The following is a 23839-nucleotide window of genomic DNA, read 5'->3' as shown; positions in this document are numbered from 1 at the left end:
ATATCAAACTCAAGCAATAAAAATCCCCTAATACACTAACAGTTCACGATACAAAATTATTTTTATACTCTATTCTTCAAACGAATAAGCTGTACTATTATTTTTATATCTTTCTAAATTTGAGAACTAGAGTAAGTACTATACCTACTAAAACCATACATATGCCCATTGCGGCACTGCTAGTTGTACTGGCACCCGTATTTGGAAGCTCTTTATATGTAGATTCTTTTTTGTTAGAATTACTGTTGTCCGAGATATTGCTGTTATTAGCAAGTCCATTTGCTTTACTAGTACCTTTATCTTTTACCAATATTTTTTTTATTGTATGCACCTTATTACCTACAGAATCTGTAACACTATATATTATTTCAAAAGTACCAGCTTTAGTAGTATCTCCAATACCTTCATATGCTACTTTAGAAGTAAGATTGCCGTCTTCTTTATCAGTAGCTGATACACCTAGCATTGGATTGAATTGATCTCCTTCAGTAATTGTAGTTGTAGCAGGTACTTTTAGTATTGGTAATTCATTTTCAATTTCTTCTCTAACTTTGACCGTTACAGTTTGTTTCGCAGTTCCTTTATGGCCTTTAGAATTTGTAACTGTGTACGTTAAAACGTAAGTACCGGATTTAGTTGTATCTACTTTACCATCAACTTTTACTTTAGAAGTAAGATCGCCGTCTTCTTTATCAGTAGCTGATACACCTACCGTTGGATTAAATGAATCTCCTATACTAATTGTCGCTACAGCAGGCACTGTTAATGTAGGATTAAGATCTAATATTTTTCCATTTCCCTCCACAATTACAGTCTGTGTTGCCGTTGCATTCCCTCCTTGAGAATCAACGACAGAGTATTCCACAATGTATTTTCCAGGTTTAGAAGTATCTACATCACCTTTATGTTCTACTCGATTTGTTAAATCACCATCTTCTTTATCAATAGCTTTTATATTGCTCATTGGATCAAATTTATCACCGACACGTAGTGTAATTGTTGACGGTACTGTTAACTCTGGGAATTGGTTTGCCTCAGTTTTTTCGTTTTCTTTCACCGTTCCTTTAATTTTCGCTGCATCAAATGCTTTTTGAACCGCTTCAACCTCAATTGAATTCGCACCATATTTGTTCGTTGCAACTTTAAGACACGCTAATCTTAATTCAGTGAAATTAGATGTCATGTTCAATTCATCAGTATTTGCATAATAGAAAATATCAAACATTTTATCTTCACCAATGCCATTTACAGTTACATCGTTATGAGTTCCACCTTGTGCAATTAAATACGCGACTTTATTAATAATACTTGAGTTGAAATGGACGCCCTCATTATCTTCTCCGTTTAAATCACTGTATTTGCTATAATCATCTGGATACGGTACTCCATCAAAAAATTTGACTGAAGGTGGATTTTTCATATTACGGAGAACCGATCCGCTTTGTTCTCCTATTGTCCAATTAAATTCCCCATTATTTATATATTTCTCAATAGCCGTTCCCATAATATCAGATAATGCCTCATTAATTGCTCCTGATTCTCCAAAAAATTCAAGATTAGATTCACTAGATGTAACCGCATGTGTAAATTCATGCCCCGCTATGTCAAACGCTCTAACCATTGGATCACCATATATAAGCATACTAACATTGTTAATATTAGCACTAAATGCATTTGCCCAATTTTTAGGATCATTTGTTTCTCCAGAATCCCATGCATGTACAACTGAAACTACTTTTTTCCCTTTATTATCAAAACTATTACGCTTATATTTGTCTTTATAAAAATCATATACGTTTGTTGCTAAGAAATGAGCACTTACCGCTTTTGGATCATTAAATGTTGTTGATGTGCTAGTTGCTAATATACCAGGATAATATTTATCTTCAAAAGTAATATCCCTATAATTTACATCGTACGTCTCAATTCCTTGCCCCCTTGTGTAATCAGCAAGCGCATATTTCCCGTTACTTTGTTCAGAAATACCAAATGTACGAGTTATACCTAAATCATCTTTTCCAGTTCCGGTTAATGATTTAAAATTGCTTTTTTTACTCTCCTGAATAGCTTCAACATGCTCTTCACTTACTTTTAAATCTGACTCTTGCACCATATTTTTCAACATATCACCATTATGAGCATCCACTAAATAAGTTCCAGATACATAATTTGGTGTTGCAGCAGCAAATGTAACTTGATATGCATTGCTAGCCTGCCCATTATTTTCATTAACAAAAATAACTTCCTTAACTTCTGGTTCAGAAATAAATTTAACATCGTTTCCGTACTTCGTATAAATATATTGCTTTGCTTCTTCTTTTGATAAATTTTTTACATTCTTTACATTTTCTTGAGTTAAATTTTGTGCACTTTCTCCTGAAACACTTTTAATAATACCCTTTTTATCTACATGAGCAGTCAATTGGTATCCGTATACTTCTTTACCTTCATATACTTGTTGCATACGCACAAGTGTAGTCCCATCATAAGAACCACGTTTTTGAATAACTTCGTAGTCTACCCCTTCGTCTCCACTCACTTGTTTTGAAGACAAAGCATGCTCCGTCTTTTCCTTAAGTGCATCTTTCACTACGTTCTCAGGCGCCTTTTGTGATGGTTGTGTAAGTTCACCTGTACGGAACGAATCCTCTTGAATTTCAACTTGCATTTGATCTTTTTCCTCTGCATAACCCACTTCATATGGTGTTACAGTTGTTAAAGCTAATCCTGTTGTTAATGCAACTATAGCTATTTCTTTTTTATTATTCATGTTATTTTCCTCGTATAATTTCTTAAAATATGAAACTGTTTAAATGTATTCCTATCAAAAATAGAAAAATAAAAAGTACAACACATTACGCAATACTGTATTATAAAAAGATGACTTCTGTAACCAACAAAAGTCATCCGTTCAATATGTAATATCCCTAATATATTTTCAATGCATAATTTCTATATAAAAAGAAAAAACATTCTTTAACGAGCATTTTGCATTACTTTTATTAGGTCATTTATATTTTCAACTTTCTGCTGAAACTGATCAAAACTACTATGTAGTAATAAAGGATTTTTATCTTCAGTTGAAATAACTAGTTTTAATTCCTGTTCTAATTTATCATATGTATGAAAGAAATTATCAAATTCTACACTTATGAGTTCTTCATTTTCACGATAAAATCTTTTTGCTTCTAAATAAGTCATATATGATTTATTTAGAAATCCTAATGAAATTAAATATTTAGAAGTGTTTTCTTGATAAATAGCTATATCACATGCTATTTTAATATCAGAATAAGTCTTTTGAACGAAACAATGCAATTCAAAAATCTTAACTTTTAATCCATTATTCATTTCATCCCCTCCCATCCTATCTATTCTACAAAAAAATAGAATATTATACAAAGTAAAATATCAATATAGTACAAAAATAAAAAGCGAAAGAATAACTCCTTCCACTTTTTACAGCAATACATACATTTCATATTGTGCTAACGAATTCTTTTCAAAACCAGTTTTCTTTAAAAATCCTTCTAGTAAATTGTTGTTTGGAAACCCAATTGATAAACTTGATACATTTAAGTTTTCTCTTGCCACTTGTAATAATCTTGATCCAATACCTTGATTTCTATAGTCTTTGTCTACAAAAAGAAAACTAATTTTACCTTGCTCATTTACACATATAGAACCCTTTAAATCATTATTGACATATGTCCCGTAAAATGTATTATTTGTTTTTTCGATATAATCCATATCATTTTGCCAATTTATATGGAAGTGTAACCATTTCTGAATTGCAACTTTGAAAGCTGGAAATTCTAATTGTTTTACTTCAATTCCGTTACAGTCTTTAGTTATTATTTTAGTCAAATCTTTTAAATGATAATAAGATAGATCATACACTTTTTCATAGCCTAATTTCGTATAAAAATGAATTGCTCGGTCATTGCCTACAATGACTTCAAGAAAAAGCTGCTTACACTCATTTTGAAGCGCCTCTTCTTTATGCAGTTCAAATAACTTTTGACTCACACCCATACCACGGTAATTAGGATGAACAGCTAATGTTCCACAGCGCATTGTTTTTATGTTTTCGTAATCCTTTATCCCGCCAAGTATTACACCAACAGATTTGTTACCGTCTAAAGCAACAAAGGAATGTTTTAGTGAATTCCCTTCAGCTCCAAAAAATCTTTTTATAAAATCTTCTTTTGAAACTTCCATTTTAATAATGTAATCTGAAAAGCCATCTCTAAAAGCTTCATATACTAAATCTATACTTACTTCACTGCATCTTTTGTATTGAATCATATAAAATTATCCCCCAATTACTCGTGTTAAACTTAACATTCAAATACATAAAATGTACTAGTTCCACTCTACCCATCATTCTTTAATTTTTAATTCTACCATTTAATTTGAAATAAACGGGCACTTCCCTACATATCTGTCACTATTAATTTGTTTTATAACAAATGGTGCAATATCACCATTTTGTATTTTGATTCCTGGCATATCAACTAAACTCTCATTTATATTTCCAATGCCCTTCCCTTCTATAACAAATGGTAATCTAACAATTGTCCAATCGACTTCACTACTTTGGATAATTTGTAATTCTTTATATTTATCTTGCATCATTTTTGATAAAAAAACTTTAAATAAGGTAGCCCCTATTTTATTTACAATTCCCTTTTGATCTCCTGTAACATTTAAAGAACCTCCGGAAATTACAATATATCTTTTTATTTCAAACTCCTTCATTGCTTCTAAAATATGCTTCGTTACTGTGCTAAAAATATAAGATTCATTTTTTGGTTGACCTACTGCATTAATTACAGCTCGACACCCTTTAAGTAATTTGCGTATTGAAGCAAAATCACGTGCATCTCCATTAATAATCTCTAAATTTCCATTTGTTATTTTGATATTATTAGCATTTCTTGTTAATATTTTTACTTGATACCCCTTATCTAGCGCTTCTTTTACAAGGAATTTCCCGGCTTTTCCGTTTGCACCCAAAATAGCTATTTTATTTGTACTTTCCAATATTAACCCCTCTTACTATCTATTATTTACTACATTAATCTCATATACACGTAAAAAAGCAATTAAATGCTCACACGCTCGTTCACACGCTAACATTTTAAAGATTTTTTGTTCCTCTTTCGTTTTATCATTCGCTTGATCTGATGCAGCTTTTAAACTGAGAAAAGGCTTGTTATTGATTTGACACACATAAGCAAAAGCTGCCACTTCTTGATCAACCGCTAATGCTCCATATACAGTATGAAGTAAATATCTCATTTCTGAACTACGGATACGTTGATCTCCAGATAAAAATGTGCCATAATGAATCGGATCATAAGATCGTACCTTTTTTATTCTTCTTACAAGTGACTTTGTTGTTTCAATAGGTGCTGTTCTACCATTATATAAATTAAAAACATCTTCCCCCGAACCAGCAGCAGTAACGTCGTGTTGTATTGCATTAAGGGCTACTACAATATGTCCGTTTTTCACCTTATTTGATAAGCTTCCGCATATCCCTGTCATAAACAACTCATCAGGCTGAAACTCGCTAATTAATAATTGTACACAACTAGCACAGCTTACCTTACCAACACCAGTTATAACTGAAATAATTTCCAGATCATTTATAGTATGAAAATGAAATTCCCAAGCTGCTCTTTTTTCAATGCGTTCACTTGGATAATACTGTTGCAAATAATTAAGTTCAGGTTCCCATGCGGCTACGATTGCAATACGTTTCATTACAAGCTTCACTTCCCCCACTGTCATTTAAATAAATTATCTATACTTTCTCGTTCATAATCTGGAATCCACTCTTTATATTTCTCATATAAATTTCGTATTGTTTCTTTATTCTTCGCAATTACTTCACATCCTCTATCATCATAAATAAACATGATAATATCTTTCGTTACATTAATAAGAAATACATCTGGATAAAAAATTTCTTTTTTCCGTCCAAAACGAGGATAAAGCCCCGGAAAATCTTCATGATTCGCAGCTTGAATAAGCGGCATATACTTTATATCGCAAGCAAAACATTTTAGTGAAACTTGATAAGTACAATACAAGTCAGCTTCTTCTTCTTCAAATAAAAAAGGTATTGTTTCTTGCCTTATATGATACTTTAATTCTCTATTATGAATAAAACGTCTATATAGATTAATTTTCTGCAGATTTTTCACATTTTCCTTTTTAAATCGATAAACATTTGTTACTAAAAAGACTTCATCTTCTTTTGAAAATATATCTTCAAATAAGTATTTATTATATGTATAAAGTTGAGTGAAGTATTCCCTATTTATAGCGTTGGTTCTTTCTACATATAGGTCTTTCCCTTTCCCAAAATGAAAATGCAAATGATTTTCCCATTGAAAGTATATATGTGGTACTAATGTAACCCCAGGAAATGTTTGATTCATATATTCTTTTAAGTGCATTCTTACAACCTTTCTACTCTACAATCTCTTTTAACTGCCAATATGATTCTTCTAGCCAAGGATGTAAAACTTTCAACTTATCTTTTCTATCCCACAAATATGAAATATATGCAAAAGCAGCATGTTCTAAAGATTTTTCTAATCCTTTTTTTTACTTCTGCTAAATATGGTGGCGCTCCATTTTGATCTCATTCTATTTTATCAGCAACAAATAACACTAAATCCATTTTCGTTGCATGTTTACGTAGTGTAGTATGGCAGCAAATTGCATTCAAAATTTCTTCATCATCCACTTTAAATATCTCTTTTGCGATTACTCTCGAAAGTTTTTGATGAATAATCATTGGAAATTTCCGTTCTTCTTCTAATATCCCTATTCCAAATTGCTCAGCAACTACAATCCGATCTTCATTCGGAAAGATTGCACTAATATCATGTAAATATCCTGCAATTGTTGCCTTTTCTTCATTTACATGATACTTAACCGCAATTTTTCGAGCTTCATTTGCCACTCGAATTGAATGTTTATATGTAACTTCTTTATTGTATTTTAATAGAAAAGCTTTTATATCATTTTCAATTTTTCCAGTGGCAGTAAATGAATATATATCCTTATATAACATCGTATGTCCCCTTCTTCCTAATTTTCAGTATAACGTTGTATTTAAATATCCTTTTTATTTGTATTCGTTAAGAATGTTTTAATCCCTTTTTTATACGTTACATGAAATTTTATGTGGAATCATTGCTACAAAATACATAAATGTTTGATATTATAGTAATGTTAATGATTTGTAAGGAAAGGAACTACATAATGAATAAAAATATATTAATTATTGATGATGATAAAGAAATTGTTGAATTACTTGCTGTTTATTTGCGAAATGAAGGCTATAACATTTATAAAGCATACGATGGTGATGAAGCATTGCAAATGATTTCTACATATGAAGTGGACCTTATGATTTTGGATATTATGATGCCAAAACGAAACGGATTAGAAGTTTGCCAAGAGGTTCGTGAGAATAATACTGTACCTATTCTTATGTTGAGTGCAAAAGCAGAAGATATGGATAAAATATTAGGTCTTATGACTGGTGCAGATGATTATATGATTAAACCATTCAATCCATTAGAATTAGTAGCTAGAGTGAAAGCTTTACTACGAAGATCATCTTTCCAAAATGCCACTTCCTCCAAAAATGAAGATGGTATTATCCGTATTCGTTCTGCTGAAATACACAAACATAATCATACTGTTAAAGTCAATAGAGAATACATTAAACTTACATCTATTGAATTTGATATTTTATATTTACTTGCGAGTAATACGGGAAGAGTATTTAGTTCCGAAGAAATTTTTGAACGCGTTTGGAATGAAGATGGTTATGGTTCAAATAAAACTGTAATGGTTCACATTAGTAATTTACGGGATAAACTTGAAACAGGAATGAATGGAGAGAAGTTTATTCATACTGTTTGGGGAGTAGGCTATAAAATTGAGAAATGAAGCATTTGATATATTAAAAGATATCCCAAAATGGAAGTTAATTTTTTGGTTCATGTTAGCTATCACACTTACCCCTATTACTGAATTAATTATATATCGCCTCGTTACAAGTGTAATTGAAAGTTCACTTACATTAAGTGAACTTGGCAAAGAATTCATTAGAATTTTTGGTTATGAAAAATATAAAGGAATAAAGGAATCTCTTTGGATGATGATCGTCTCTTATTTATTTTTATTTTCGATTTTCTCATCTTACCTATACATTTTTTACCGTCATGAAAGAAAGCTTTACTATGAAGCTTGTATTAAAAAAATGATAGAGGAAATTCGTTATATTGCAAATGGAAACTTCAATCATAAAGTTTCTATCGTAAACCATAATCATTTAGAAGAGTTAGCAAGCGGAGTTAATCACATTGTTGAACAATTGAAAGTCTCGATTGATGAAGAAAGACAGGCAGAACAAGCAAAAAGTGAGCTAATTACAAATGTATCGCATGATTTACGTACTCCTCTTACTTCTATAGTTGGATACGTAAATTTAATCCACCATGATAATTATAGAGATGAAGTGGAATTACGCCATTATATACAAGTCATTTACGATAAAGTAACCCGTCTTAATGCATTAATGAATGACTTGTTTGAATATACACGTGTTCAAAATAAAGAGTTAAGTTTATATTCTGTCCCCATTGATATTGTAGAACTTCTTGGACAATTAACTGTTCAATTTCGAATACAATTTCAAGAAGCGAATATAGAATGTCGCCCTTCTTTCCCATCTCAAAAACTCATGGTATTAGCTGATGGAGACAAATTAGTTCGCGTATTTGAAAATCTAATTATTAATGCTATCGCTTACGGTAACGACGGTGGATATATCGACCTTGCTGCCTATGAAAACGATAATATGATTACTATAGATATAACAAATTACGGACAACCTATTCCTAGTACAGATTTACCTCATATTTTTGAACGTTTTTATCGCGTTGAGAAATCTCGCTCTACGAACACTGGTGGTTCTGGACTCGGATTAGCAATCGCAAAAAGTATTGTAGAGTTGCATAAAGGAACAATTGAAGTATATAGTGATGATACAAAAACAACTTTCACTGTAAAACTACAACCGTATAAATGTTAATACAATTTAATTTCAGGTCCAATTTCTTATCATATAAGAAATCGGACTTTTTGTTTTCCATTAAAAACCAAATTTTAATAATCCTTTATAATTCTTTAGAAATTCTTTACCTTTTCTTTCTTCCTAATTAAGCATTCCTTTTTACAATATTATTATCGATGTCATAATAGGAGGATCGCTTATGCAATTCTTGAAAAAATTCACAATTTTATTCTTATCTTTCGTTATTACAGCACTTATCGTTTTATATTTTTACCTTTATGTAAATGGTCCAATTATTCAAGCTAAATCAGCTATTTTAATAGATGCTAATTCAGGTGAAGTTGTTTATAAAAAAAATGAAGAAATTCCTATACAGTCTGCTACTTTATCTAAATTAATGACAGAGTATATCGCAATGGAACAACTGAATGAAGGAAACATACAGTTAGATGAATTAGTAAAAATAAGTAACGAAGTCTTCAGAGCAGAAACGAGTCCTATACAAGTAACTTCGAAAGATAAAACGACAGTTCGTGATTTACTTCATGCATTGTTTTTGACAGGGAATAATTGTTCCACACTTGCCCTTGCAGAACACATTGCTGGAAACGAAGATAACTTTACACTTTTAATGAATGAGAAAGCAAAACAACTAAAGTTATTACAACCATCCCCGTTTCTAAATGCTACTGGAATACATAACGATACAAATAAACAATCAACTACAACAGCGATAGATGTAGCTAAATTAGCTACACAATTAGTAACAGATTTTCCAGATGTATTGAATATTACAAAACTAACCTCTTACCAATTTACCTTCAAAGACTCAAAAGTTTTCAACACAAATAAAATGATTTATTCCCTTGATAAAAACATTAAACTCCAAGGTGTTGACGGCTTACAAACTATTTTTTTAACTAATGGTAATTATAGTTTTGTTAGTACAGCAAAACGAGGAGATACTAGACTTATTTCTGTAATATTAGACTCAAATGAAGAAAACAGTACCTTTATTGAAACAAAAAAGCTACTACAGTACGGTTTTGATCCATCCTCTTATTCTGCACTCCAAGCTTTTAAAGATGCTGTTACATCTTGGACAGTTTTGCTTCAGTTTAAAAATTTAATCATACAAACATTATTGATTTTCTTCATTATTACAATTTTAATGTTTTTACATATACGTCAGAAAAAATCCGAGGATTTCAATTAGGAAATCTTCTTATATATATAAAACGGCTTGCATTTACAGTACAAGCCGTTTTTTTAACTATAGTCCTCTTCCAATTAAATTCGCTGAAACAGGCTGAAGATTTAGTTCTCTCGCCCATATAGATAGCTGACCAATGTGATGAATTTCATGTACAATTACATGTCTTAACACTTCACCGTATGTATATGTTTTATCTGTCCACGAAGCTTTTAATATTTTACATTCTAGGCTAGATGACCACAACTGCAAAAAATCTTCTAATTCTCGTTTATATAAATCAGATAACGCTTTTACTTTTTGGATTGAATGATAATCTTGAAACTGCGGTTCATTATCTTCTTTTCCTTGAAGTGCACTAATCCAGCTATATTCAACATCGACAATATGGAATAATGTTTCTAAAATACTTCCTACACCACCTACACACTTGCGAAGCAATTCTTCCTCTGAAAGTTGTTCACACCACTTAAACCAATCATCTCTTACTTGCCAATTGTATTGAAATATAGTCTGCATATTTCTCTCTCCCCTACCCAATAATCCATTTAACAGCATCTGTTATATATTGAGGCTCGTCTTTTTGAATATAGTGACCACTTCGTTCTGCAATTACAAATTTATTATTGCTTGATAATCGTAATAATTCTTCTTGTAATTGTAACCATTTCATTTGTGCATCTGGCGTATAAAAAGCTTTTTTACCCGCAGCTAACACGACAAGTGGAATATCATTCATTGATTTACAATATCTATCTACTTCACTTAAACTAAATGTCAACTCTTCATATGAACTTTCATATACAAATTGTTTATAGTAAGCTTCTTGAAATTTTGGAGACATGATTGGCAAAAAATCTTCTTTATAATTTTCTGGTGTCGAATCCACCAAAACGATTCCCAACATATCTTCGGGATAAAAAGTCGCAAATAAACGTGCATTTATACCGCCAAAAGAATGTCCTACAAAAATATAAGGTGGTTTCAATTGTAATTGCGCTAAGCAACACCTTAAATCTTTTATCATTTCAGAACTAATACGTCTCTTGGAACTCTTCCCACTTTTCCCTAATCCCGCTCGATCATATGTAAGTACCGTTCCATATTCCGTCAACTCTTCAGCAATATGATCCCATGTCTTTGAATAATCGCCATAACCTGCCTCCATTATAATAACTGGCTGCAGCTTTTTTCCTTGGAATTTTTTCGTATACATTTTAAAATTGTCAACTTGTACATATTCCTCTATGCATTTAATCATTGATAATCACTTCTCTCAGACCAAGTTCCTCTACAGCATGATTAATTATTTCACTTACAGATAAAGAGCCATCCAATACAATATCCGAATTCGGCTTAACAGTATGAATTGCCTCTAAATATGCTTTTCTCGCAAATGTCATGTAATGTTTCAAATCATTATGTATTTCATCTATTGTATCTTCTTTAAAATCTCGCAAGATTCTTCTAGCCATCGCAATATCTAAAGGCGTATCAATAAATATAGTTGCATCAATATATTCTCGCATTTCACTATTTAAGTATGCAAAAGGATAATCTACAATAATATAATCTACATTAGCCTCTCGTATAAGATGCTGAATATCATGAATTAATGGCGTAAGTACCCATTCATCATAATTTGCTCCATCATCAATCCATTTACAAATATCAGTAGGACAATTTTCAAAGTGATAGCTATCAAAATATAGTGCTTTTGAATTTGTTAGCTTTTGAGTTAATTTTTCTGTGACAGTAGTTTTACCTCCTCCTGAAACAGCTGCAATTGTAATGATTTTCGTTTTCTTATTCATAATCCCCACTATACCCCTTTTAATTAACATAATATAATTACAGATAACTATAATTCTTTATCGCCCCATTCATATTCTAACATACTCATTTCCCATAAATTCCAATACATTTCTCTTACTTTTTTTGACTCTCGTAATAAACCTTCTTTTATAAATCCTATTTTTTCATAACATGAGATGGCCGACGTATTAAAATCATAAACACCAAGAGTTACTCTATGTAGTTTTAATTCTTTAAATGCAACTTGTAGTATTGCCTTCATCATATGTTTCCCTATAGAACGTCCTCTCATTTTCGTATCACCAACTAGCACTTTTCCAATCCTTGCAGACTTATTAATATTGTCTATTTGCCCAAGTGAAATATGACCAACTACTTTCTTAGACTCTTCATCTATTACTTTAAATGCAAGTGTATTTGAGCTTTCTATATAATTTTCTAATTGTTGTTCATTTAGAGGATATGTAAATGCATTTCCTGACCATTGTATTAAAAACTCTTCAGAGTCAATCCAATCCATTAATTGTTTGAAATCAGACTTGTTAAAAGTTTCTAGTTTAATCACTTTTATGCTCCTTTCATACATCATACTTTATAGCCCCAAACCTATTTCTATATAAATAATATATTCTCCTTTATATGAAATTAAAATAAAGCCATTCTTAAGAATGGCTTTACAAAAAAGCGAAATTACTCTTTTCCCTATGTCAACAATGGCTCAATCGCTTCAATTTTACAAACTGAAATAATTACTGTAACTACCCCAGCACTATTAGCAAGCTTTACAACATCACAAGTGACGGAAGAAACAGTTCCTGCATAATTATTAGTTCCTGTTGTAATACGCACTGATCTGTTTACTAACTTTCTCAGCTCATCTCTAATTCCTTGTACACAGCAACAGTCACATGCCTTATTTTGCTCTTCATGTTCTTTTTTACACTCTTCAAAAACATCCCAACAATCATCCTGTTTACATGAACACTTTTTTCTAGAATTACTATAACGAGATCCCAAAATCTCACCCCCTAGTCATTTCTATTAATATAGTATGTCCACTAGCTTCAAAGTGTACGAGGCAAAAACATAGAAAAGAAAAGAAAAGAAAAAACAAACACATGTACTAAACTATCCTGTATACATAAAAACTGACCTCTAACAATTAGAGGTCAGTTCACATTATACATGCTTTAATTTTATAATTTACTAGACTGCAACCCCTGAATAAACGGAACTACCTCAGGATTCACAAGTGACGATAAATCGCCTAATTCCTTTCCTAAATAAGCGGCTTTAATGACGCGTCGCATTACTTTAGAATTACGTGTTTTCGGTAAATCTTCTACAACGTGAATATCTTTTGGACATAATGCTTTTCCAATATGAGAGTTTACTAAACTCATTAATTCTTTCTTTAATTCTCCTGAGAATGTTACATTGTCTCTTAATACTACAAAACAATGACAAACTTCACCTTTTACATCATCTGGTACACCAATCGCAGCAGCTTCTATGACATCATTATGCTTCACAAGAATAGATTCATATTCAGCAGGTCCAATGCGTTTTCCGGCAATGTTTAGCGTATCATCTGAGCGTCCTGTAATAATATATTGTTCACCATCATAAACCACCCAGTCACCATGAACCCATTTATTTTCAAAACGTGACCAATATGTGTTCACATAACGCTCATCGTCTTCCCAGAAACTTTTCGTCATACCAACCCAAGGTTTCTCTAAACATAATTCTCCAACTTCATCACGAATCTGATTGCCCTGATCATCGAGCACAACCGCTGCCATTCCTGGTAAAGAAGCGTTAAAGCTAATCGGTGCAATTGGTTTAATAAGGACGTTTCCGAAAATTCCACCAGAAATTTCAGTCCCGCCTGAATAGTTACAAATTGGTACATTACTTTTTCCAACCGTTTCAAATAGCCACATCCAAGGATCTGGATTCCAAGGCTCGCCTGTTGAGGCGAATACTTCTAAACTCTTAAGCGAATGTTTATTTACATACTCATCACCTTTTGCCATTAACGCACGAATTAATGTTGGTGATATACCAAGATGTGTAATTTCATATTTATCAACTGTCTCCCATAAACGATCTGCTTCTGGGAAATCCGGAACGCCTTCGTACATAACCATTGTTGCCCCATTAATAAGAGAACCGAATAGTAAAAATGGTCCCATCATCCATCCCATATCAGTTACCCATAATACGCGGTCACCTTGTTTAATATTCATTCCGAACCCCGCATCAAAAGCTGCTTTTAAGGGAAATCCAGCATGAGTATGTACTGTCCCTTTCGGTTTTCCAGTTGTACCTGATGTATAAATGAGCATTAATGGATCATCACTATGCATTTCTTCAGCATGTACAAATGGCTTTTCTTTTTCTAACGTACTCCATGAGAAATCATAATTATGCGGTGTAAAATCATTTCCTGCATGACGCACGATAACAACTTTTTCAACAGTTGGACAATGCTCACAAGCTTTATCTACTTCGTCTTTTAATGAAACAACTTTACCTCGGCGTGAAAAACCATCTGCAGTAATAATCATTTTAGATCCTGCCGCTTGCACACGTGTCATGACTGCATCAGACGCAAAACCTGAGAATATTGGTGAAATAATTGCTCCGATTTTCATAACAGCTAGCATTGCAACAACTGTTTCTGGAATCATCGGCATATAAATTGTTACACGGTCACCTTTTTCAATACCCGCATGTTTCAAACCGTTTGCAACACGACTTACCCAGCTGTCAAGTTCTTCATATGTAAATGATTTTGAAGTTCCATTTTCCCCCTCATACTGAAGTGCTGGTTGTGTTCTTGTTTCATCATCTGCAAGCCAGCGTGATAAAACTGATTCTACAACGTTACATGTTCCGCCATTATACCACTGTGCAAACGGCGTTCCATTTTCTAAATCTAGCACTTCTGTATAAGGTTTCATCCATTGATAGCCAACCGCTTTTTCAGCTTCTCCCCAAAACCAAGCTGTTTCTTCAATAGATTTATTATAAAACGTTTCATAATCTTCATAGCCCAATGATTTCATCCAACCATACAAACGCGTTTTTTCTTTATACTCTTCTGTTGGAAACCAAACTGCTTGTTTCAATGTTTTCCCCTCCTTGACTTTTTGAGCAAGAAAGCCCTAAATAGGGCTTTTAAACTGGATAAACCGGATGTTTACGATCCGTAAATACTTGATATTTACTCATATACATTTCGAATCGTCCTTTTAACTCTTCTCTTAAATTGTTTGGATGAACAATACCATCAATGACCATCTCTGATGCTAAATGGTAAATATCAATATCCTTCTTATACTCTTCGCGTTTTTCAGCAATAAAGCTATCACGCTCTTCTTCTGGTAAAGCTGCAATCTTATTTGCATATACAGCATTGACCGCGGCTTCTGGACCCATTACCGCAATAGAAGCTGTTGGTAATGCTAGGCAGCAATCTGGCTCAAAGGCTGGACCTGCCATCGCATATAAACCAGCACCATATGCTTTACGAACAACGATAGAAATTTTCGGTACAGTTGCTTCACTCATTGCGGAAATCATTTTTGCACCGTGACGAATAATACCAGCACGTTCTACTTTTGTACCAATCATAAATCCAGGTACATCTGCAAGGAACAATAACGGAATATGATATGCATCGCATAAATTAATAAACTTCGCTGCTTTATCAGCTGAATCGTGGAATAATACGCCGCCTTTCATTCGCGGTTGATTTGCAATAATACCAACTGGCTTACCATCAATACGTGCTAAACCTGTTATTAGTTCTTGAGCAAATAATTTTTTCACTTCATAGAAAGAACCTTCATCAATAACTCTATTAATGAGATCTTTCATATTGAAAGGAGCATTTTGATTTTCTGGAATGATTTCTTCTAACGTTTTATCGAATTGTTTCGGTTCTAGAGGTGTAACCAATGGAGTCTTTTCTAAGTAGTTATTTGGAAAATATGAAATGTATTGTCTTGCTTGTGTAATCGCATCTTCTTCTGTCTTACATAAAACATCTCCGCATCCTGATACAGAGCAATGCATACGAGCTCCGCCCATCTCTTCTAAAGTTACCTTCTCACCGATAACCATCTCAGCCATACGAGGAGATCCTAAATACATAGATGCATTTCCTTCTACCATCATTACAACGTCACAAAAGGCTGGAATATATGCGCCACCAGCGGCCGAAGGTCCAAATAATAAACATACTTGAGGAACTTTACCTGATAATTTCACTTGATTATAGAAGATTCTTCCTGCACCGCGGCGCCCTGGGAACATTTCAACTTGATCAGTAATACGCGCTCCAGCAGAGTCAACTAAATAAAATAATGGAACACGTAATTTTTCTGCCGTTTCTTGAATACGTAAAATCTTTTCAACTGTACGTGCGCCCCATGATCCAGCCTTTACTGTTGAATCATTTGCCATTACGCATGCCGTACGACCATGTATTTTACCTGTTGCTGTTACAACACCATCAGCAGGTAATCCTGTTTGTTCACAATTTGCAAATAATGCATCTTCTACATATTCACCATTATCAAATAAAAGAGCTAATCGATTTCGAACAAATAGTTTTCCTTTTGCTTTGTTTTGTTCATGATACTTTGGTGCGCCACCTTGTTTAATCGTTTCAACTCGTTCTTCAAATGTATTCGATTGTTGTTTTTGGTCTAACATATTTACTCCCCCTTATACATTGGTGTGCGTTTTTCCTTGAATGCTTGTAATCCTTCTAATCTATCTTTCGTATGGATTACACCTTCATACGCTTGTTTTTCCATTTGTAATCCGGTATGTAAATCAACTTGAATACCGTTTGAAATTGCTTCTTTTGCTAATCGAACAGCAATTGGACCATTACTAGCAATTCTCTCTGCCATTTCAATTGCTTTCTCTTCAAGTAAATGAGCCGGTACAACGAATTCTACTAGGCCATATTCTTTCGCTTCTTGCGCCGAAATGCGTCTGCCTGTATAAATTAATTCTTTCGCTCTACCAACACCGATTAATCTTGGTAAACGCTGCGTACCGCCTGCTCCTGGTATAATTGCAAGAGTCGTTTCAGTAAGACCAAGACTTGCAGTGTCAGAAGCAATTCTAAAATCACAAGCTAAACTTAATTCCGTACCACCACCAAGTGCGATTCCATTTATAGCAGCAATAACTGGCTGTGGTAATTGTTCAACCATTTCCATAGTGGAACGAATCATACTAACAGCATGACGAACTTCTTCTTCATTCATGCCAGCACGTTCTTTTAAATCCGCTCCGGCACAAAATGCTTTTTCACCAGCGCCTGTTAGTATAACTACACGAGTATTTGACTCTTCATTTATTTGAGTTAATATGTTTTGTAACTCTTCTAATAACGCTAAAGATAATGAGTTTGCTTGTCTTTCACGATATAATGAAATCTTTACAACGTGAGGTGTTACATAATCAACTGAAATGTTTTGTAATTGTAGCATCTTCTCACCTACTTATCGTTTTATGTTGAAGCGCTCTATACACATGACTCGGTAATTGGATATTTAATTTACTTTGAATAAATTGACTCGCTCTCAATAACTTCTCTTCATCAATGTTCGTTTGGACCCCTAACTTATGGAGCATATGAACTAAGTCATCAGTTGCAACATTGCCTGATGCTCCTGGTGCATATGGACATCCACCAAGACCACCACAAGAACTATCAAATGTAGTAATACCATATTCCAATGACTTAACTACATTCGCCAGGGCCATTCCATACGTATTATGGAAGTGCATTGCAAACTGCGAAGCATCATATTTCTTTAATAAATGTTCTAATACTTGCTCTACTTGTAACGGATTCGCTACACCGATCGTGTCACCAAGAGAGACTTCATAAATGCCATATGAAAATAGTTGATTACATAATTCGTCAACTGCTAAGACGCTTATATCACCTTCATAAGGACATCCAAATACTGTAGAAACATAGCCCCTTACCTTTTTCCCTTCGAATAATGCCTGTTTTGTTATATCTTCAATTACAACTAATGCTTCTTTAATTGATTTATTAATATTACTTTTATTATGAGATTCACTTGCTGATAAAAAAACATTCACCTCATCTACATTTTGCAAAAAAGCTCGTTCCAAACCATTTTGATTTGGAACAAGCGCTGCATATGTAACATTTTGATCCCTTTTCAGCTCAGAAAACACATCATTTGCATCTGCTAATGCAGGGACCCATTTAGGGTGAACGAATGAGGAAACTTCAACGTACGATAATCCTGCCTCTGTAAGTAGTTGAATCCATCTTACTTTATCTTTTGTGCCAACAATCTTTTTTTCATTTTGTAAGCCATCACGTGGCCCGACTTCTTTAATGACAGCAAAATTAGGTAGTTTCAATTCGCTTCCCCCTATATCTCCCTATTCAATTTCTAGTAATACATCTCCTTCATTTACAAAATCGCCTTCTTGCACATTAATTTTCATAACTGTGCCAGCTTCTTCTGAAACGATTGGAATTTCCATTTTCATAGATTCCAAAATGACGACATCCTGCTCTTCCTCTACTGTATCTCCTATTCCTACAACAATCTTCCATACATTTCCTGCCATCGATGCATATACTTTCGTCATCATTTTTTCCCCCTTAATATTGTTAAATCTTATTTTTTAACAAGTTGTTTTGTTACAAAACCTGTTGTATAAATACCGCTTTTGAACACATCATCTTCTAAAACTTGAATTAACATTGGCGTGTTCGTTTTAATGCCTTCTACCTTTAATTCTTCTAAAGCATCATGTAATCTCAAAATTGCTTCTTCACGAGTTTCACCATGAGCAATGACTTTCGCAATCATTGGATCATAGAAAGGTGTAATCGTTACTTGATTCTCTAAAAAGTGATCAATACGTACATTTGTTGGAAGCGTTAAATCTGTAATTTTCCCAGGTGATGGGAAGAAAGTCTTCGGATCTTCTGCATAAATACGTGCCTCAATGGCATGACCACTACGTTTTACATCATCTTGTGTAAACGATAATTTCTCACCATATGCAATTAGAAGTTGTTGTTCTACAAGATCTAAACCAGTAATTTCTTCTGTAACTGGATGCTCTACTTGTAATCTCGTATTCATCTCTAAGAAATAGAAGTTTTTCTGATCATCAACTAGAAACTCAACTGTACCAGCATTTGTATATCCTAGAGCTTTGGCAGCTTGTACAGCAACTTCACCCATCGCTTTTCGTGTACCTTCATCTAAAAATGGTGAAGGTGCTTCTTCAATTACTTTCTGATTTCGGCGTTGTACTGAACATTCACGCTCCCATAAATACACTGTATTACCATGTGTATCTGCTAAAAGCTGAATTTCAATATGGTGTGCATCTGCTATATAGCGTTCTAAATACATTTCTCCGTTACCGAAGAAGTTTTGCGCTCTTGTTTTGTTACTTTCAAATGCTTTGGTGAGCGTTTGCTCAGTTTCCATCAACTGCATTCCAATGCCTCCGCCGCCTGCGGATGCCTTCAACATTAATGGATAACCAATCTGTTTTGCAATTTCAATTGCTTCTTCAGCAGTTTCAATATTTGTAGTAATACCTGGAACTACTGGGACATCTGCAGCTTGCATTGCAATACGTGATTCAATTTTACTTCCCATCTTCGTAATGATTTCTTCTGACGGTCCGATAAATACAATTCCTTCTTCTTTACAGCGAACCGGAAAAGACGGATTCTCAGATAATAATCCATATCCCGGATGGATTGCTTCAGCATTTGTCTTCTTAGCTATTTCAATAATTTTTTCAAGGTTTAAATAGCTTTCTTGGACACGCGGCCCACCTACTAAGTAAGCTTCATTTGCCATTTTTACATGTAGGGCGTTTTCATCAGCCTCAGAATAAATAGCAACAGTGCGAATGCCAAGTTTTTGACAAGTTTTCATAATACGAACTGCGATTTCCCCGCGATTAGCAATTAATATTTTTTGAAACATAGTGATTCCTCCCTTTTATCTACATCCTAAATGTCTAGCAATTACGAGACGTTGAATTTCAGAAGTTCCTTCACCAATTTCTAATAGTTTCGCATCACGAATATGTCGTTCCACTTCATATTCACGCATATAACCGTATCCACCGTGAATTTGTACTGCTTGATTTGCAATACGGCTTGCTGCTTCCGATGCGAAAAGTTTCGCCATAGCCGCTTCTTTACCGAAAGGTTTATCGTTATCTTTTAGCCAAGCTGCTTTATGTACTAAATTACGAGCTAGCTCTACTTCAGTCGCCATATCAGCTAATTTAAATTGAATCGCTTGGAAATTAGAGATTGCTTTTCCGAATTGTTGACGTTCTTTCGCATATTGCAGTGCACGTTCAAATGCAGATTGCGCAATACCAACAGCTAATGCTGCAATTGAAATACGTCCTCCATCAAGTGTATATAAGAATTGTTTAAATCCTTTATTTACATCACCAAGAATATTTTCTTTCGGTACACGTACACCATCAAGTACGATTTCACATGTATTAGAAGCACGGACACCCATTTTATCGTAAGGACTTGAGATCGTTAATCCTTCACTAGTAGTCGGTACAATAAATGCCGAAATGCGTTTTCTACCATTGTCTTCAACACCGTTGACAGCGGTTACAATAATTGTATTTGCATACTCTGCATTTGTAATCCAACACTTTTCACCACTAATTACATATTCATCGCCATCTAATACAGCTTTCGTTTGTGTACCACCTGCATCAGATCCAGCATTCGGCTCAGTTAATCCGAAAGCACCTAACGTTTTACCTGATGCCATTGGAACTAAATATTTCTTTTTCTGTTCTTCTGTACCGAAATAATAAATTGGAGAAGCACCTAATGAAATTGTTGCAGCGTAACTTAATCCTGTTCCACCACAAGCACGACCAATTTCTTCAACTGCTAACGCGTACGATACAGTATCGCCACCTGAACCTCCATACTCTTCAGGGAATGGGATGCCTAATAATCCTAGTTCGCCCATTTTTTGAAATGTTTCATATGGAAATTCCGCAGTTTTGTCATAATACACAGCTTTCGGTGCGATTTCCTTTTCAGCAAAGTCACGTACCATTTCTTTAATCATTTGTTTTTCGCGAGTTAGAGTAAATTCCATTCCGCTACACACCCCTTATCGAATATTGAGTTTCGACAGCGTGCGAGTTTCTACTACAAACACTACAGATTAAAAGACAAGAATATTAGTTAGATAATTGTTATAATTCTGTCATAATCTAATTTTAAAACAGATTCTGTACTAATGCACAAAAAAATTCCTACATTGTTCTACAACAACATAGGAGTTTTCTTGTCGAAATATGTAATTTGTTGTTTAATAATCTCTACCTTTACCCGAATCTGAAATCTCTACTAAAGCTTCAGGGTATGGTTCGAAATATGTTTGTCGTAATAAATACTTTTCATCAAATCGAAGCGCCCATGATTTTAAAATTGCAAGTATACTACTAAGCGGGCTTTTCTTTTCTTTATATTTTTGTATCAGATCTAAAAAATGATCTTTTTCTTGTTTTTTCAATTTTGTTTTAAAATATCCAAAAATATGCTCACATACATTTACATTCGATGTATAGCGGGGTGTGCGCATAAATAATTCATATAAAGTTTTCTCATAGTTTTCAAATACCACTTCAATCTTTTCATTTTTGTGATTTGCAATTATTCGTCCCAATTCCTTTTGTTTTACCTGATTATATGCCATAAATAAATATTTATTATCAGACTGAAACGATACAAGATCTTTCATATTTTTATTATGTTTGATCATTTTGTAATATGCGATTGTAAATAACCTTGTAAAGAAATGTTCTCTAATAATAAAATTCGACAATCTACCTTCTTCTTCAATTGGAAGATGTGAAAATTTTTTTATTACTGCTCCGCCAAATAAGCCTGATCCCTTTCCTTTTGCTGGCGCTTTTTCAAAACCAGAATAAATTTTCACATCACGGGTACCACAACTTGGCGAACGATTCTTTAAAATAAAACCATCCACATCAGGTATCGTTTGTAAAAAGTCATTTGAAAATTGCTCCATTTTTTTAGTTACATCTTCCCGCGTCGACGGCTGCACAAGCTTATTCACACCATTTTCTTCTACAATTCGTATCGTTTCACGAGGAGTGCCCAATCCGATCTCGACTTCTGGACAAACAGGTATAAATGTAACAAATGGCTGCAAATTTCGTATTGTTACATCTGGAATCATCTCTCCATTATAACGACAAGCATCAAATTCTAAACATTTACTTACAACAATTGTTGGTTTTGCAAATTGTCGCATTTCATTACCTCCTTTGTACTAGTCCGTACTATATAAATTGTACTAAGTTTAGTATCGTAATCAAAGTTTGTTTTATTTATATTTTAATGCACATATCCAATGCCATTTTAACAGTTATTTAGCTCTACGACGTAAAGATGTTCGCTTTAAAATCATGCTTTGATACTATCACAAATGAATAATGCACAAAAGAGTTGGAGAATGTAATACGTAAGAAAGGAGGGGAAATTTATGAAAAAAAAATTATCATCTATTTTAAGTGTTTTAGCACTATCTATTATGTTTTTAGGTACATCTGCCCAAGCTGAATACGATGGAAATCATATGAATAGAGTTAATAACACTGATATTTCAACTCGAGTTAATGACAATAACTTAGACAGAGTTAATAATGATGTGAGAACTCGAAATGTAAATACGACAAATGATTTAAATGATAATCGTGATAGAAATAATAATTGGGCTTGGCTCGGTTTATTAGGACTAGCAGGATTATTAGGTCTTAGAAGAAGAGACAAAGAAGTACGTTAATCTAGACTGTTTTTCGTAAACAAGTACTTATTTATCAAAAATATAACAAATATAAATCGCCTTTTTAAAGGCGATTTATATTTTGCTTAAATGTAACATATGTAATTCATACTTCAACGATTAATTTCGTGGCGTTAATCCATACAATATAAATTGAATCGTATTTTCAATTTCCACTTCATCATTCCATTTTTCTTCTGGCAATAATAAAAATCTTGTTAATAATAAACCTAATACAGCTGATAAAGTAAGTCTTAATACTGAAGATGGCGGCATTTCAATAATTTCCCCGTCTTCTTGAAACTTTACAATCAACTTTTTAAAATGTGAAAATAACTCTGTTTCTACTAAATGTTGTATTTCATTTTTTAATTCTGGCTGAAATGGCACTTCTTGAATTAATATTTTTATCATGGGAAAATGCTTTTTTGCAAATTCAAATCTATTATGAATCACAACTCTTAGAAGCCCTTCGTATGATTCATACTCCGATTTAAATATTTCCTTTGCGAAGGCTTGTACGAAAAATGGTGCAGCAAACTTTGTTAATGTTGGCATGACGACTGCTAACAATAAATCTTTTTTCGTTTTATAGTAGCGGAAGATTGTTCCTTCCGCTACACCAGCACGCTTTGCAATTTCATTTGTTGAAGTTGATGCATATCCTTTTTCTCCAAACATATCAACAGCTGCCTCTAGTATACGCATTTGACGTTCATTTCGTTTATCCGTATTTGTTGCAGCAATTAATTCTTCTAGCCAATCCTTCTTCATCTATAATGCCCCTTT

At 33.5% G+C, this 23839-nt stretch carries 24 protein-coding genes and 1 pseudogene; 4 read left to right on the top strand and 21 right to left on the bottom strand.

The genetic code is table 11. From position 1 onward, the window contains the following. Positions 1–103 precede the first annotated feature (103 nt). The 7 genes and pseudogenes from COL05_RS28185 to yqeK form a co-directional block, all read right to left on the bottom strand. The gene (locus tag COL05_RS28185; RefSeq protein ID WP_098670980.1) at positions 104–2770 is read right to left on the bottom strand and encodes a M4 family metallopeptidase; all 2667 of its coding nucleotides are present in this window, start codon (positions 2768–2770) and stop codon (positions 104–106) included. Between the two features lie 206 nt (positions 2771–2976). Continuing rightward, a complete protein-coding gene (locus tag COL05_RS28180; RefSeq protein WP_070806080.1) occupies positions 2977–3351 on the bottom strand; it encodes a hypothetical protein in 375 nt (124 codons plus the stop codon). A 108-nt stretch (positions 3352–3459) separates the two neighbouring features. Beyond that, entirely contained in the window at positions 3460–4308 is an 849-nt protein-coding gene (locus COL05_RS28175; protein ID WP_098670979.1) for a GNAT family N-acetyltransferase, read from the bottom strand. 102 nt (positions 4309–4410) lie between these two features. Beyond that, a complete protein-coding gene (locus COL05_RS28170) occupies positions 4411–5046 on the bottom strand; it encodes an SDR family oxidoreductase (protein WP_098670978.1) in 636 nt (211 codons plus the stop codon). A gap of 15 nt (positions 5047–5061) precedes the next feature. After that, positions 5062–5799 (bottom strand): phosphorylase family protein, encoded by a 738-nt coding sequence (locus COL05_RS28165; protein ID WP_142337699.1) that lies wholly within the window; start codon positions 5797–5799, stop codon positions 5062–5064. After that, on the bottom strand, positions 5796–6470 hold the full coding sequence (locus tag COL05_RS31115) for a DUF3885 domain-containing protein (protein WP_142337698.1): 675 nt from the start codon (positions 6468–6470) through the stop codon (positions 5796–5798). The genes COL05_RS28165 and COL05_RS31115 overlap by 4 nt, the downstream gene beginning before the upstream one ends. Before the next feature lie 13 nt (positions 6471–6483). Then, positions 6484–7093 (bottom strand): annotated as a pseudogene (yqeK, locus tag COL05_RS28155) (bis(5'-nucleosyl)-tetraphosphatase (symmetrical) YqeK). Positions 7094–7284: 191 nt separating this feature from the next. Between yqeK and COL05_RS28150 the strand changes: the two are divergent. The 3 genes from COL05_RS28150 to COL05_RS28140 all read left to right on the top strand — a co-directional run bounded on the left by COL05_RS28150 (position 7285) and on the right by COL05_RS28140 (position 10325). Further along, positions 7285–7980, top strand: coding sequence for a response regulator transcription factor (locus COL05_RS28150; RefSeq protein ID WP_098670977.1), 696 nt, complete (start codon positions 7285–7287; stop codon positions 7978–7980). Continuing rightward, entirely contained in the window at positions 7970–9127 is a 1158-nt protein-coding gene (locus COL05_RS28145) for a sensor histidine kinase (protein WP_098670976.1), read from the top strand. Before COL05_RS28150 ends, COL05_RS28145 begins: the two co-directional genes overlap by 11 nt. A gap of 181 nt (positions 9128–9308) precedes the next feature. After that, positions 9309–10325 (top strand): D-alanyl-D-alanine carboxypeptidase family protein, encoded by a 1017-nt coding sequence (locus tag COL05_RS28140; RefSeq protein ID WP_098670975.1) that lies wholly within the window; start codon positions 9309–9311, stop codon positions 10323–10325. 57 nt (positions 10326–10382) lie between these two features. On the opposite strand, the gene COL05_RS28135 is transcribed toward COL05_RS28140, so the two are convergent. The 13 genes from COL05_RS28135 to COL05_RS28075 all read right to left on the bottom strand — a co-directional run bounded on the left by COL05_RS28135 (position 10383) and on the right by COL05_RS28075 (position 22519). Then, entirely contained in the window at positions 10383–10841 is a 459-nt protein-coding gene (locus COL05_RS28135; protein ID WP_098670974.1) for a DinB family protein, read from the bottom strand. A gap of 13 nt (positions 10842–10854) precedes the next feature. Next, on the bottom strand, positions 10855–11583 hold the full coding sequence (locus COL05_RS28130) for an alpha/beta fold hydrolase (RefSeq protein WP_098670973.1): 729 nt from the start codon (positions 11581–11583) through the stop codon (positions 10855–10857). Next, complete coding sequence (locus tag COL05_RS28125) at positions 11576–12136, bottom strand: nucleoside/nucleotide kinase family protein (RefSeq protein WP_098671004.1); 561 nt, start codon at positions 12134–12136, stop codon at positions 11576–11578. The genes COL05_RS28130 and COL05_RS28125 overlap by 8 nt, the downstream gene beginning before the upstream one ends. A 47-nt stretch (positions 12137–12183) precedes the next feature. Then, positions 12184–12726: a GNAT family N-acetyltransferase gene (locus COL05_RS28120; RefSeq protein WP_142337697.1), complete on the bottom strand. Its 543-nt coding sequence runs from the start codon at positions 12724–12726 to the stop codon at positions 12184–12186. Positions 12727–12839: 113 nt separating this feature from the next. Then, the gene (gene exsK, locus COL05_RS28115; RefSeq protein WP_047956951.1) at positions 12840–13154 is read right to left on the bottom strand and encodes an exosporium protein ExsK; all 315 of its coding nucleotides are present in this window, start codon (positions 13152–13154) and stop codon (positions 12840–12842) included. Positions 13155–13333: 179 nt separating this feature from the next. Beyond that, on the bottom strand, positions 13334–15274 hold the full coding sequence (locus tag COL05_RS28110) for an AMP-binding protein (protein WP_098670972.1): 1941 nt from the start codon (positions 15272–15274) through the stop codon (positions 13334–13336). 49 nt (positions 15275–15323) lie between these two features. After that, positions 15324–16865 (bottom strand): acyl-CoA carboxylase subunit beta, encoded by a 1542-nt coding sequence (locus COL05_RS28105; RefSeq protein WP_098670971.1) that lies wholly within the window; start codon positions 16863–16865, stop codon positions 15324–15326. 2 nt (positions 16866–16867) lie between these two features. Beyond that, positions 16868–17656 (bottom strand): enoyl-CoA hydratase, encoded by a 789-nt coding sequence (locus COL05_RS28100; RefSeq protein WP_098670970.1) that lies wholly within the window; start codon positions 17654–17656, stop codon positions 16868–16870. Positions 17657–17660: 4 nt separating this feature from the next. Further along, positions 17661–18572, bottom strand: a complete 912-nt coding sequence (gene mvaB, locus COL05_RS28095; RefSeq protein WP_098670969.1) for a hydroxymethylglutaryl-CoA lyase — start codon at positions 18570–18572, stop codon at positions 17661–17663. 21 nt (positions 18573–18593) lie between these two features. Further along, the gene (locus tag COL05_RS28090) at positions 18594–18809 is read right to left on the bottom strand and encodes an acetyl-CoA carboxylase biotin carboxyl carrier protein subunit (RefSeq protein WP_098670968.1); all 216 of its coding nucleotides are present in this window, start codon (positions 18807–18809) and stop codon (positions 18594–18596) included. Between the two features lie 26 nt (positions 18810–18835). Further along, on the bottom strand, positions 18836–20173 hold the full coding sequence (locus tag COL05_RS28085; RefSeq protein WP_098670967.1) for an acetyl-CoA carboxylase biotin carboxylase subunit: 1338 nt from the start codon (positions 20171–20173) through the stop codon (positions 18836–18838). A gap of 15 nt (positions 20174–20188) precedes the next feature. Beyond that, entirely contained in the window at positions 20189–21334 is a 1146-nt protein-coding gene (locus tag COL05_RS28080; RefSeq protein ID WP_078384161.1) for an acyl-CoA dehydrogenase, read from the bottom strand. 216 nt (positions 21335–21550) lie between these two features. Continuing rightward, positions 21551–22519 carry a YbgA family protein gene (locus COL05_RS28075; RefSeq protein ID WP_098670966.1) on the bottom strand — a complete coding sequence of 323 codons (969 nt, stop codon included), beginning with the start codon at positions 22517–22519 and terminating at the stop codon, positions 21551–21553. 231 nt (positions 22520–22750) lie between these two features. Between COL05_RS28075 and COL05_RS28070 the strand changes: the two genes are divergently transcribed. Next, complete coding sequence (locus tag COL05_RS28070) at positions 22751–23050, top strand: WGxxGxxG family protein (RefSeq protein ID WP_000728148.1); 300 nt, start codon at positions 22751–22753, stop codon at positions 23048–23050. Between the two features lie 120 nt (positions 23051–23170). Here COL05_RS28070 and COL05_RS28060 read toward each other — a convergent pair whose 3' ends face one another. After that, complete coding sequence (locus COL05_RS28060; RefSeq protein ID WP_098670965.1) at positions 23171–23824, bottom strand: TetR/AcrR family transcriptional regulator; 654 nt, start codon at positions 23822–23824, stop codon at positions 23171–23173. Positions 23825–23839: the final 15 nt, after the last annotated feature.

The organism is Bacillus sp. AFS059628 (genome assembly GCF_002571225.1).
In the GTDB taxonomy this organism is placed as follows: domain Bacteria; phylum Bacillota; class Bacilli; order Bacillales; family Bacillaceae_G; genus Bacillus_A.
Note: the sequence above shows the minus strand (reverse complement) of the source record. Positions and strands in the feature narration are given on the sequence as shown.

What these genes read in the sequence shown, in the direction of transcription:
- COL05_RS28185 (WP_098670980.1), bottom strand. Translation starts at nt 2,770, where the DNA reads ATGAATAATAAAAAAGAAATAGCTATAGTTGCATTAACAACAGGATTA.
- COL05_RS28180 (WP_070806080.1), bottom strand. Translation starts at nt 3,351, where the DNA reads ATGAATAATGGATTAAAAGTTAAGATTTTTGAATTGCATTGTTTCGTT.
- COL05_RS28175 (WP_098670979.1), bottom strand. Translation starts at nt 4,308, where the DNA reads ATGATTCAATACAAAAGATGCAGTGAAGTAAGTATAGATTTAGTATAT.
- COL05_RS28165 (WP_142337699.1), bottom strand. Translation starts at nt 5,799, where the DNA reads ATGACAGTGGGGGAAGTGAAGCTTGTAATGAAACGTATTGCAATCGTA.
- COL05_RS31115 (WP_142337698.1), bottom strand. Translation starts at nt 6,470, where the DNA reads ATGCACTTAAAAGAATATATGAATCAAACATTTCCTGGGGTTACATTA.
- COL05_RS28150 (WP_098670977.1), top strand. Translation starts at nt 7,285, where the DNA reads ATGAATAAAAATATATTAATTATTGATGATGATAAAGAAATTGTTGAA.
- COL05_RS28140 (WP_098670975.1), top strand. Translation starts at nt 9,309, where the DNA reads ATGCAATTCTTGAAAAAATTCACAATTTTATTCTTATCTTTCGTTATT.
- COL05_RS28135 (WP_098670974.1), bottom strand. Translation starts at nt 10,841, where the DNA reads ATGCAGACTATATTTCAATACAATTGGCAAGTAAGAGATGATTGGTTT.
- COL05_RS28130 (WP_098670973.1), bottom strand. Translation starts at nt 11,583, where the DNA reads ATGATTAAATGCATAGAGGAATATGTACAAGTTGACAATTTTAAAATG.
- COL05_RS28125 (WP_098671004.1), bottom strand. Translation starts at nt 12,136, where the DNA reads ATGAATAAGAAAACGAAAATCATTACAATTGCAGCTGTTTCAGGAGGA.
- COL05_RS28120 (WP_142337697.1), bottom strand. Translation starts at nt 12,726, where the DNA reads ATGATGTATGAAAGGAGCATAAAAGTGATTAAACTAGAAACTTTTAAC.
- COL05_RS28105 (WP_098670971.1), bottom strand. Translation starts at nt 16,865, where the DNA reads ATGTTAGACCAAAAACAACAATCGAATACATTTGAAGAACGAGTTGAA.
- COL05_RS28100 (WP_098670970.1), bottom strand. Translation starts at nt 17,656, where the DNA reads ATGCTACAATTACAAAACATTTCAGTTGATTATGTAACACCTCACGTT.
- COL05_RS28090 (WP_098670968.1), bottom strand. Translation starts at nt 18,809, where the DNA reads ATGATGACGAAAGTATATGCATCGATGGCAGGAAATGTATGGAAGATT.
- COL05_RS28085 (WP_098670967.1), bottom strand. Translation starts at nt 20,173, where the DNA reads ATGTTTCAAAAAATATTAATTGCTAATCGCGGGGAAATCGCAGTTCGT.
- COL05_RS28080 (WP_078384161.1), bottom strand. Translation starts at nt 21,334, where the DNA reads ATGGAATTTACTCTAACTCGCGAAAAACAAATGATTAAAGAAATGGTA.
- COL05_RS28075 (WP_098670966.1), bottom strand. Translation starts at nt 22,519, where the DNA reads ATGCGACAATTTGCAAAACCAACAATTGTTGTAAGTAAATGTTTAGAA.
- COL05_RS28070 (WP_000728148.1), top strand. Translation starts at nt 22,751, where the DNA reads ATGAAAAAAAAATTATCATCTATTTTAAGTGTTTTAGCACTATCTATT.
- COL05_RS28060 (WP_098670965.1), bottom strand. Translation starts at nt 23,824, where the DNA reads ATGAAGAAGGATTGGCTAGAAGAATTAATTGCTGCAACAAATACGGAT.